The sequence below is a fragment of the Streptomyces sp. NPDC054932 genome, assembly GCF_053610205.1.
In genome coordinates this window covers 43,376-54,405 of the sequence record NZ_JBSGXU010000023.1, presented here as the reverse complement: position 1 = coordinate 54,405, position 11,030 = coordinate 43,376, and the positions used below count along the sequence as shown (strand labels likewise).

Genomic DNA, 11,030 nt, shown 5'->3' with positions numbered 1-11,030 from the left:
GGGGGGGGGCGGGGCGTTGGGGGGGGGGTTTGTTCTTGGGGTTCCCGGGGGGGGGGGCGGGGGCGCCCGGGGGGGGGTGGGGGGGGGGGCCCGGGGCGGCTCGGGGTGGGTCAGGGGGCCGGGGGCGGGTCAGGCGGACGGTTCGGAGTCGGGGATCCAGTGGCCGTGGATGCCGGCGGGAACCCTGCGGGGCAGCTCGACGGCGGCCACGGTGCTCAGGTCGCTCGCGTCCAGGACGAGCAGCTCCGAGGCGTCGGCCCTGAGGTCGCTGACGATGGTGAGCAGGTAGCCGTCGTCCTCGGCGGTCCCGCCCTCGGCGGGTGCGAAGACGGCTTCACCGGGCATCCGGCCCTCGCCGTGGGCGAGCAGCGTCTCCCGGCCGGTCCTCGTGTCGAACTTGACGGTGTGGTAGCCCGACAGGCCCGCGCCGGGGAAGCCGATGGCATAGCTGTAGCGGTAGTCCGAACCGGTGTGGGCGTCGTTGATCGACGGGAACTCGGTGGCCAGGTCGTTCAGGGACTCGGTGGTGACCTTGCCCGTGGCCGGGTCGATGATCCACCGGTGGAGGGTCGAGCCGGCGTCGGGGCTGGTGCCGTAACCGGGAGCGCCGACCCACCACTTCCACGAGGTCTCCCACGCGGAACGGTCGAAGCGCGGTGCTTCGAGGACGATCCGGCCCTGCGCGTCCGTGTAGGCGTTGGCCACGTGCAGCAGCGCCGCCTGGTCGGCCACCTCGAACCAGGTGGCCCGGCCCCCGGCCCGCGGCATCACACCGATGCGCAGTGGCACGTCGTCGTGCCAGCGGTAGGGGATGCCGGAGTGCTCGGCGTGGTCGAAGACCACCGGCGAGTTGATGAAGACGACGTGTTCGCGGGTGATGGCGAAGTCGTGCATGAGGGAGGGGCCGGAACCCTCGACGATCTGCGACCTGACGATGGCGCCCGAGGCGTCGGCCACGTAGTAGGTCAGGTACGGCGGGAAGGGGCCGTAGCCGAAGAAGTGCAGCTCGCCGGTAACAGGGTCCTCCTTGGGGTGGGCGGTCATCGCACCGGTCAGCCTGCCGCCGAAGTCGTGGACGCCGATCGTCTCGAGGTCGGCGCTGACCTCCCAGGGCAGGTTGGCCTCCTGCAGGGCCAGGTAGCGGCCCCCGTGGAAGATGATGTTGGTGGCGGCGGCGCTGACCTCGAGCTCGGTCCCGGTGAACGGCACGCCGTCCAGGAAGGGGGTGCGCACCCAGCGGTTGCGGTACCACTCGGCCCGCCCGCCCGAGAGACGGACGCCGTGGATCATGCCCTCGCCGCGGAACCAGTGGGTGGGGGTGATGCCCGGCTTGGGGTTGTGGCCGTTGCGGAAGTAGCGGCCGTTCAGCTCCGGCGGGAGGGTGCCGCGCACCTTCAGCTCGCGGCCGGTGATCTCGTCGGTGACGGGGGCGAAGTGTCCGCTGATGTAGGGCTTTTCGAGGGTCATGGTCATGCCTTTCGCGTCGGCAGGGTCGAGAGGGCCGAGATGAGGAGGGTCAGGGCGGCGCAGGCCAGGAAGGACGCGCCGAAGGAGGGGAGCAGGGTCAGGAAGGACAGGCCGATGGCGCCGCCGATCTGCCGGGTGGCGTTGACCAGCCCGCCGGCCAGGCCGTTGTCGGCGGCCGGGACGCCCGTGGAGGACATCGCGGTGAGCCGGACGAACGCCACCCCCAGCCCGGTGCCGATGAGGAGCGTCGGGCCGAGCAGGTCCACGGCGAAGGTGCCGTCGGCCGGTGTCCGGGACAGCCAGGCCAGTCCCGCCGCGAGGACCAGCAGACCCGCCGGGAGCACGTGGCGGCCGGAGAGCCTGCCGGTGGCCCACGACGAGAGGGTGATCATGAGGGCGAGCGGGAGCTGGGTCAGCCCGGCCTCCAGCGGCGTGTAGCCGAGGGTGCGCTGCTGATAGAGGGGCAGGAAGTAGAACAGGCCGAGCCAGACCGCGCCCAGCAGGGCCATCAGCAGGCCGGGCACCGCCACCACGCTCATCCGCGCCGGCAGCAGGGGGTCGGCGGCGCGGCGCTGGAGCACCGCGAACAGGGCGAGCAGCGCCAGCCCGATCACGGCGAGCACCCAGGGCCCCGACAGGCCGTAGGTGAGCGCGACCAGCCCCGCCGTCACCGTCACCGCGCCCGGCGCGTCCAGGCTTCCGCCGCGCGGCCGGTCGGCCCCGACCAGCAGCCGGGTGGCCACCAGGACGGCCACGGCGAGGGGCACCATCACGACGAACACCGCACGCCAGCCGTACTGGTCGGTGAGCAGACCGCTCAGCAGCACACCGGCCGCCCCGCCGGCACCGGAGACGGCGCCCCACACGCCGAGCGCGGTGCCGCGCCGCCGGCCGTCGGGATACAGCGTCAGTACGAGGGCCAGCGCCGTGGGCGCCAGCAGTGCGGCGCCGATTCCCTGCACCGCCCTGCAGGCGATCAGCACGGCCGCCGTGGGAGCCAGTGCCGCTCCCAGGGAGGCGAGGGCGAACAGGCCGGTGCCGAGCAGGAACACGCGGCGAAGACCGTGGACGTCACCGGCGCGCCCGCCCGGCAGCAGCAGCGCGCCGAAGACCAGTACGTAGGCGTTGACCGTCCATGCCTGGCCGGTGTCCGACAGATCGAGCCCGGCCCGGATCCCGGGCAGGGCGACGTTCACGATCGAGGCGCTCAGTACGACCAGGAACTGGGCCGTGGCCAGGACCGCCAGCGGTATCCAGCCGGTGGTGGTCCGTTGCGGTGCGGTGCGGTTCATGGCTCGACCCTCGCAGCGGGCGCCCGCCGCTCGCGTCGGTGGTCATCACCTAGTCGGTGGTCATCGCCTAGGTTGATCGGGCAGCCGGGGGTCTTCACGGATTCCCCTCAGGCGTACGAGCGCATAGGTTGTCGATCATGCCCGGGACGAACACGGATGTGCTGATCGGCCGTCAGGACGACATACGCAGGCTCGACGCCCTGCTCGGAGCGGCACGCGAGGGCCGGGGCGGCGCCCTGGTCCTGCGCGGTGAGCCCGGCATGGGCAAGAGCGCGCTGCTGCGGCATCTGGACGGGGCCGCGACCGGATTCCTCGTCATGCGGGCGTCCGGCGCGGAGTTCGAGATGGAGCTGCCGTTCGCCGCGCTGCACCAGTTGCTCGCGCCCGTCACCGGCCGGCTGACGACGCTGCCCGCGCCGCACCGCAAGGCGCTGGAGATCGCCTTCGGCCTCGACACCGGCACACCCGATCCGTTCCTGGTCGGCGTCGCCTCGCTGGGCCTCCTTGCGGAGAACGTGGGCGAACGCCCGCTCCTGTGCGTCGTCGACGACGCACAGTGGCTGGACCGGGCGTCGGCCAAGGCGCTGGCCTTCCTGGCCCGCCGGATCTCGGCCGAGCCGATCGCCCTCGTGTTCGCGGCGCGCGAGCCGGGCCACCTGCCCGAGCTGGACGAGCTGCCCTCCCATCTCCTGCAGGGGCTCGGCGAGTCGGATGCCCGCGCGCTGCTGGCCGCGGCGGTCCGCGCCCCCTTGGACGAGCGGGTGCGCGACCGCATCCTGGCCGAGGCGCGCGGCAACCCCCTCGCACTGGTGGAGCTTCCCAGGACCGCCGGACTCGCCGGGATGGCGGGCGGATTCGCCCAGCCCGACTCGGTACCCGGCGTGATCGAGCAGAGCTTCCGCTCCCGGCTCGATCTCCTGGCGCCGGCGGCCCGGCTGTTGGTGACCGTCGCCGCCGCCGACCCGATCGGCGACCCCGGGCTGCTGTGGAGTGCGGCCGAACTCCTCGGCATCGACGCCGCTGCCGCCGCGGAGTCCGTCCCGCTGGTCGACTTCGGCAATCGGATCCGATTCAGTCACCCCCTCGCCCGCTCGGCCGCCTACCGGGCCGCGTCGCCCGAGGAGCGGCGCAGGGCGCACGAGGCCCTCGCCGCGGCGACCGACCCGGTCACCGACCCCGACCGGCGGGCCTGGCACCGCGCCCAGGCCAGTGCCGGCCCGGACGAGGAGGTGGCCGCCGCACTCGAGGACTCCGCCACCCGCGCCCAGGAACGGGGCGGTGTCGCGGCGGCGGCCGCCTTCCTCGAACGCTCGGCCGCGCTCACCACCAGCCCGGTCCGCCGCGCCGAGCGGGTCCTCGCCGCGGTCCAGGCCAAGCTCTCGGTCGGCGACTTCGACACGGCGGCCGAGCTTCTCACCACCGTCCCGACCGACGATCCGGGCCAGGCCGCCCGGGCCGATCTGCTCCGCGGCAGGCTGTCGTTCGTCCGCCGCCGGGGGGACGAGGGCCCCACGGCGCACCTCCTGCGCGCCGCGGCCCGGCTGGCCGCCACCGACCCGGCCTGGTCACGGGAGTGCTGTCTGGACGCCGTCGAGATGGGCCTGCTGCTCGGCGGCCTCGACCAGGTGGTGGAGGCCATCAGGAAGAACCCGCCGTCGGGCGGGCCGGATTCCGGCGCGGCGGTCGTCCTGAGAGGCCTGATCAGCCTGGTCGGCGAAGGGCACCGGGCAGCGGGGGAGATTCTCGGCCCGGTCGTCGCAGACGCCGACGCCGAGGTGTGGACCCGGCGGCCGTCACTGGGCTTCATGGTGGCCACCGAGCTGTGGAACTTCGACGCCATGTACGCCATCGCCACCCGTGCCGTCGCGGCCGGCCGCGAGTCGGGCTCCTTCCACGCGCTGCCCATCGGACTGGCCATGCAGGCCACCGCGTCCGTGCACCGGGGCGACTTCGGAGCCGCGATGGAGCTGATCTCCGAGGAGGAGGCGATCGCCGACGCCACGGGCGCGGCACCGCTGGTCTACCCGCGCCTCCACCTGGCCGCGATGCGCGGACGGCGCCGGGGCGCCGTCGAACTGTTCGCGTCGCTGGACCACCGGATGAGCCTCAGCGTGGCGTGGGCGACGGCCGTGCTCAGCAACGGCCTGGCCGACTACCCGGCCGCGCTGAGGGCGGCGAAGCAGGCGGTCGAGTACGGCGCCGTCGGTACTGCGGGCCTCGCCCTGCCCGAGCTGGTCGAGGCGGCCGTGCGGTGCGGCGAGACCGAGGTCGCCGCCGCGGCCCTCGCGACCCTCAAGGAGCGCACGCAGGCGGGCGGACAGGCATGGGGTCTCGGCGTCGAGGCCTGCGCGCGGGCCCTGGTGACCGCGGACGAGGCCGCCTACCGGGAGGCCGTCGACCTGCTCGACGACAGCGCACTGGTGGTCTACCGCGCCCGGGCGCACCTGCTGTACGGCGAGTGGCTGCGCCGCCAGGGCCGGCGGCGCGACGCCCGGTCCGCGCTGCGGTCGGCGCACGAGGCGCTGTCCGACCTCGGTCTGGAGGCGTTCGCCGAGCGCGCCGCCGACGAGTTGCGCGCCACGGGCGAACAGGCCCGCAGCCGCACGTCGACGGCGTCGGACCAGCTGACGATGCAGGAGGTGCACATCGCACGCCTGGTCGCCGACGGCGCCACCTCCAAGGAGGTGGCGGCGAAGCTGTTCCTCAGCCCGCGGACGGTCGACGCGCACCTGCGCAACATCTTCCGCAAGCTCGGGCTCACTTCACGCCGGCAACTGCGTGACCTGCCCGGCATCCGTTAGCCGCATGGTGGTGGCCGCGGCCTCGTGTCCGTTCATCGACTCGACGGGGCCGGGCCAGTTCAGCCCGTACTTGGCCCGGTAGGCGCCGGAGACGCGCCGGACGAGCCCGAGGTCCTCCACCGGCCGCAGGGTGACGGCCACCCTGACCCCGGCCGCCTCCACCTGTGTGTCCGCGTGCCGCAGGACCCGCCGGTACCAGGCACTGCGCCGCCCGAAGGCCGAGCGGAGGTACGCCTCCCCGTCGAGCACCACCACCCAGACGGTCCTGGCCGACCACCGGCCGTCTCCGTGCCGTACCCACAAAACGATCTCCGTATGGTCCATGGCCGTGTTCATGGACCCACCTTCACCGTGCCGGCACTGCGTACGCGTCGGTGGTCATCACCTAGATAGGCGGGCTTCACCGACGCGAGGGCGGCGCTCCCGCGACGAGGCTGAGTGCCATGACGAACACCGACATGAACCGCACGACGGCCACCGCGACCACGACCACGACCACGATCGACACCGGCGTCCTTGAAGCGCCCCGGGCAGCGGCAGAGCACGACAGCGGCCCGCAGAAGACCAAGGGCACGAAGAAGAGGAGCAGGGCCCGGCGACGCGTCGCCAAGGCACTGGCGTACTCCGCCCTCGTCCTCACCGGGCTCCTGGTCCTGGCCGAGCCGTGGCTGCTGATCCCGATCATCGCCCTGGTCCTCGCGATCTCCCTGTGGGACTGACCCGGGAGTGGACCGGTGCGGACAGGACTGGACAGTCATCGCCCGCGCCCCGCATGGAATGTGGACACCGACCGGCAAGAGGCTGTGCGCCATGAACCCTGGACGTACGAACCGCCAGGTCGGCGGCGCGACCGACCGAGCCTGCGCCACCTGATCCGGGAACCCGACGCCCCCGACCCGCCCCCAGAACCGACAGGACACCGCATGCAGACCATCGACAAGACCACCACCACCCGCACGCCGGCCGACGCGGGCACCGCCCCGGCCCGTCCGACGGGCGAGGTCGACAACCGTGCGGCCTACGCCGGCTTCGGCCTCGCCTACGTACTGGGCCACGGCGCGGCCGCGGCCTCCCACGGCGACACCCCCCTGCTCGGCCTGCCCGGCTGGCTCCCCATGACGCTCCTCGGGACCGGGCTCGTCACCGGCATCGTCCTGGCCACCACGGCCGCACTGCGGGCCCAGCGCGGAGCCGGTGCGTCCGTGGTCCTCTCCGGCAAAATGCTCGGCGTCGCCTGGATCACCGCCTTCACCGCGCTGGGCCTCGCCATCACCGGCCTGACATCCGTCCTCGGCACACCGGAACTCCAGTCCGTCCTGTGGCCCGCCGGATCCGGGATCATCGTCGGTCTGCTCTACCTCGCCGAAGGGGCCGTGCGCCGCAACGCGCTGCACTACGGCCTCGGAGTCTGGCTCGCCCTGACCTCCGCCGCGTCGCTCTGGCTCGACGCCCCGGGCCTCTACTGGGTCCTCGCCGTGGCAGGAGGCGGCGCGTACGCCCTCGCCACCGTCCTCGAACGCCCCCGCCTGCACTCCCTCGCTCAGGCGCCCACGTGCAAGTGAGCGGCCCAGATCGACGGTCGGTCCGGGAACGCGGCCCGCAGGCGCAGCGCCGCCTCGTGCGCCCCGAACGGGACCCTGCGCAGATCCGGTCCCGATGCGGCCCCGGCCGACGGATGGTAGGCACAGGCGGTGACGACGGGGGCCGCGGCGTCGCCGAGGGGCCAGAGGCTTCCGACGACCTGCGGGTATCCGGCCAGGAGGAAGGCCGACGCCAGATGGATCGACTCGTCGGCCAGGTCGTTGCCGCCGCGAGCGGTGTTGCAGGCCGCCAGGAAGGCCAGTCCTGCCCCTTCGATGCTGAGGGCCACGATGTCCGTCACGGCCAGCGGCTGAGCCCTGTGCAGGAGGAGCGCCCCGGAGGAGGGGGCATCGGGGTCGCTGACCCCGTGGCACGCGAAGTGCATCCAGCCGTGGCTCTTGAGCGCCTCGACCACGTTGTCCGGTGTCGCGTCCGCACCTCGTAACACGTCCACCCCGGTGAAGCCGTGGGTGAGGATCTCGACTTCCCTGTCCACTCCCGGGAGGGTTCCGACCCACGGCACGCCCGTGTCGGGGAGTGCGACGACCGCGCCCTTCATCGAGGTGCCGGCGCGGGAGAGACGGTGCTGTGCCTCCCGCAGCCCTCTCATGGTCGGTGTGTAGGACGACACCACACGGTCCAGGACCGTGCGGGCACCGGGTGTGCCCCGCTCCTCGTGGTACCCGGCGGCGTGCAGCGGAAGGAAGCTCAGCAATCCCGTGGGCGACCACCACAGGCGTCGGGGTTCTGTGGGAGCACCCGGTTGGAGTTCGGCCACCGCGTCCAGCACCGGTCCGGCGATACCGTCCCACAGTCGGCGCAGCACTCCGTCGATCAGCCGCTCCCCGCGCTGCGCGTCCTCGCCGGACGCGTCCTGTGTCGCGAGAGCGAGCGCCGCCTCGAACTCGGCGTAGAGCCGTTCGACTTCACCGCCTGTCGCATGCGGTAGCGGGACGACCCTCTCGAGTCCCGACGCGGTGCAGAGGAAGGCGTCCGAACGGTAGGGGCTGATGTTCACGGTCACCACCGGCCCCCGGGCGGCCGTGGCGCGGAGATCCGCGGCCGAGAGCCGGGGGAAGTCGGCCAGGCCGTCAAGGGTCCGGATCTCCGCGGTGACGTCCTCCAGCCGGGCCGTGAGCCGGACGGTGTGTGCCTCGTTGTCCGGCTCGGAGGACTCGTCCAGTGCTCTGCGGACGGCTTCGAGCCGGTCTGCGAGGCGCGGTGACCTGCGGCGGACCTCGGCGATGTCACCCCGGGTGTCGAGGACTTGGGCTGCGAGGACGGATCTTCCCTGCTCCAGGAGGTTGAAGGCGCGCTCGGGCGCTCCGGCGTTCAACGCGCAGGCGGCGGCGTCGGAGCAGACACCGGGAAGACCGGCCAGGAGCCGCTCCTGGTCCTTGCGCCGAAGCCGCCGGGGGACCGTGTGCGACAGCGTGTTGACGGCCTCGCCGAAGGCCGCGTCGGCGGCCGTCCAGTCGGCGGCATCGGCGTAGTGGGTGCCCAGAACCGTCGCGACGCTGTAGCGCAGCGCGGGTGGAGCGCTGGGGGTCGCCCGCACTTCTTCCAGCACCCGCTCGCTCTCCCGCATGAGCGCGGGATCCCCGGCCTCCCGGGACGCCCGCCACAGCCGGCCGCCGAGCTGGGCCAGGAAGTGCGGGCGGAAGCCGGCTCGTGCGCGCCACGCCGCGCGCAGGTGCTCCAGCGCCTCGGTGCGTGCCGCCTCGTCCGCTTCGGGGTCGGTCTTCGGCCGCGCCTCGTACTTCGTCCACAGGGCGAGGCCGACGGTGTACTCGTAGCCCGGACGGTCCGGATGATCGGGGTGGGACGCGGCCAGGGCCGCCCGGCTGAGGTCGAGGACTTCGTCGACGTCGCCCCCGACGCTGCCGAGGACCCTCGCCGCGAGCTGCAACCCCTGGGCGAGTCCCGGGTGGTCCGCGGGGCTGCGCCCCAGGGTCTCGCGCATGCGCACGAGGACGTCGTGGAGCGCGGCGGACACCGAGGGGTCCTCCCGCCCTTCCTCGGTGTCCGCGTACTGGTCGAGTGCCGCGAGCAGCCCTCCCAGGCGTTCCGTGAAGTCCGGGTGGGTCGTCGGGATCAGTGCCACCGCGCGCCGGTGGGCCTCCACGGCCCTGCCCGCGTCGCCGGCGTCGCGGAGGAACATCGATCGGTAGATGAGAGTGGCCCCGAGGTTGTTCAGGTACAGGGAGAGGTCCAGGTGGTTCGGATCCGTCCGGGATATCGCCTCGCGGTGCAGGGCGATCGCCTCGTCCAGGACGGCCAGATCCGGGGTCGCGCCGAACCGGTGGGTGAGCGCACTGCCGAGGTTCGAGTACACCATGCCCGGGTTCGGGGCATCGGCGGGCAGGGCTTCGATCGCCTCGCGCCACTGACGGATCGCCTCGTCCAGCAGGTCCTGGTCCCCGTCCTGTTTGTGAGCGGCGAGCAGCGAACTTCCCAGATTGGACTTCCTGATCACCAGGTTGGGGTCGTCCGCCGGGGTGACGCGCACCGCCGCGCGCCCGTGGCCGATCGCCTTGGCGGCGTCCGGCGCCGCCCCCGAGAGCATGAAGCGCGACCGGTAGGCGTTTCCCAGAACGGACCGGTAGCGCCCGAGGAACTCGTCGTCGGCGGCCACGCAGGCCATGCAGCGCTCGCCGGCGGCGATGGCCTCCTCCAGGGCACCGACGTCGCCCAGGCGCAGGTAGAGCGCTCCGGCCGCCTGGCAGAAGGTGCCGAGCACGGCCGCACGCACGTCGTCGGGATATCCGCCGGTGTCAAAGGATTCCTGGCCCAGTGCCTGCCGGAAGCGCTGCACGGACTTGGTCAGGGCGTCCACGTCGTTCGTCAGGAGGTGGAGCTGCCAGAGAGCTTCGGCGAGTTCGGCCACCTCCATCGCGTGGCCCGGCTCCGCCGGGTCGCCTTCGTCGGTGAACCGGGTGAGCAGCTCCACGCTCCTGACCAGCAACTCGTCGTCCCGGCTTTCCGCCGCACGCCGGAGTACCTGGTGGACCATGCGCCGGCGCGACGTCCGGGGATCTTCCGACGAGGCTTCGTCCCACGCGCGCCGCAGGGCCGGGGGCACCTTCGCCGGCGAGCTCCGGTAGACCGGGGTCAGGACCGTCACTGCTGCCTGGAGGGTCGCGTGCTCGCCGGTCAGCTCGCCGAGGCAGTAGAGCGCCCAGCCGAGCACCTGCAGCTCTTCGAGCACTTCGTCCGGCTGCCCGCCCCCGGCGAAGTGACGCTGCAGAGCGTCATGGAGGTCCGACCGCGCCATGACCGTCGGGTCTGAGAGCAGGAACTCCGGCTCGCGGGTGTCCAGATATGCCTGCACCTGCCGGTGCAGGAAGTCCTTCGCCGCGTGGCCCGTCACTCGCTGCCGGCCAGGGTGATGCCGTCCTCCGGCGGTGTGTCGGTGTGCGAGATGCGCCACCCGGTTCCGTCGTGGGTCACGACGAGCCAGCCGGTCCACGGCCAGCGCAGCTTCAGATTCCCGATCTCCTGAAGGTCCCCCAGTTCCATGGAAGTGGGCAGGTGCACGATCACCCGGCTCTCGGGGTCGATGATCGTGACGACGCCTTCGTCGCGTCGGCCGTCCTCGGCCTGCGCGCGCTGTGCGGGGGAGAGCAATGCCCGGATCTTCGCGTAGGTCTCCTCACCCGCCTTGGTCACTATGGCCTGGAAGAAGGGGATGAGCGCCGAGGCGGCCAGCAGTCCACCGAGGAGCTCCGGGAGGTTGCGGCGACCGCTCTGCTGTACGGGGGCAGGTCCGTCCCACCACTGACGCCGAGCCTGGTCTTCAACTGAGGTCATGAGCAGCATTATTGACGACTCATCATTCATATCAAGCCGTTTCGGGGTGAAAGCCGCAGGGCGTACGAAGCTCGGCAGG

Annotated in this window: 8 protein-coding genes; 3 read left to right on the top strand and 5 right to left on the bottom strand. The window is 72.6% G+C overall.

What is annotated here, in order from left to right; translation table 11 throughout:
• Positions 1-129 precede the first annotated feature (129 nt).
• Together ACWGE1_RS09615 and ACWGE1_RS09610 are read right to left on the bottom strand one after the other, a co-directional pair.
• The gene (locus tag ACWGE1_RS09615) at positions 130-1,467 is read right to left on the bottom strand and encodes a carotenoid oxygenase family protein (RefSeq protein ID WP_453419965.1); all 1,338 of its coding nucleotides are present in this window, start codon (positions 1,465-1,467) and stop codon (positions 130-132) included.
• Between the two features lie 2 nt (positions 1,468-1,469).
• Positions 1,470-2,759: an MFS transporter gene (locus tag ACWGE1_RS09610; protein WP_453419964.1), complete on the bottom strand. Its 1,290-nt coding sequence runs from the start codon at positions 2,757-2,759 to the stop codon at positions 1,470-1,472.
• Between the two features lie 137 nt (positions 2,760-2,896).
• On the opposite strand from ACWGE1_RS09610, the gene ACWGE1_RS09605 reads away from it, so the two are divergent.
• Complete coding sequence (locus ACWGE1_RS09605) at positions 2,897-5,560, top strand: helix-turn-helix transcriptional regulator (protein ID WP_453419963.1); 2,664 nt, start codon at positions 2,897-2,899, stop codon at positions 5,558-5,560.
• Here ACWGE1_RS09605 and ACWGE1_RS09600 read toward each other — a convergent pair.
• On the bottom strand, positions 5,522-5,896 hold the full coding sequence (locus ACWGE1_RS09600) for a DUF2255 family protein (protein WP_453419962.1): 375 nt from the start codon (positions 5,894-5,896) through the stop codon (positions 5,522-5,524). The two genes, ACWGE1_RS09605 and ACWGE1_RS09600, sit on opposite strands and share 39 nt — an antisense overlap.
• A gap of 107 nt (positions 5,897-6,003) precedes the next feature.
• On the opposite strand from ACWGE1_RS09600, the gene ACWGE1_RS09595 reads away from it, so the two are divergent.
• A complete protein-coding gene (locus ACWGE1_RS09595) occupies positions 6,004-6,279 on the top strand; it encodes a hypothetical protein (protein WP_453419961.1) in 276 nt (91 codons plus the stop codon).
• 204 nt (positions 6,280-6,483) lie between these two features.
• The gene (locus ACWGE1_RS09590) at positions 6,484-7,122 is read left to right on the top strand and encodes an ABC transporter permease (protein WP_453419960.1); all 639 of its coding nucleotides are present in this window, start codon (positions 6,484-6,486) and stop codon (positions 7,120-7,122) included.
• Here the strand turns inward: ACWGE1_RS09590 and ACWGE1_RS09585 are convergent.
• On the bottom strand, positions 7,101-10,511 hold the full coding sequence (locus tag ACWGE1_RS09585) for a CHAT domain-containing protein (protein WP_453419959.1): 3,411 nt from the start codon (positions 10,509-10,511) through the stop codon (positions 7,101-7,103). The two genes, ACWGE1_RS09590 and ACWGE1_RS09585, sit on opposite strands and share 22 nt — an antisense overlap.
• Positions 10,508-10,951, bottom strand: coding sequence for a hypothetical protein (locus ACWGE1_RS09580; RefSeq protein ID WP_453419958.1), 444 nt, complete (start codon positions 10,949-10,951; stop codon positions 10,508-10,510). Before ACWGE1_RS09580 ends, ACWGE1_RS09585 begins: the two co-directional genes overlap by 4 nt.
• Between the last annotated feature and the right edge of the window lie 79 nt (positions 10,952-11,030).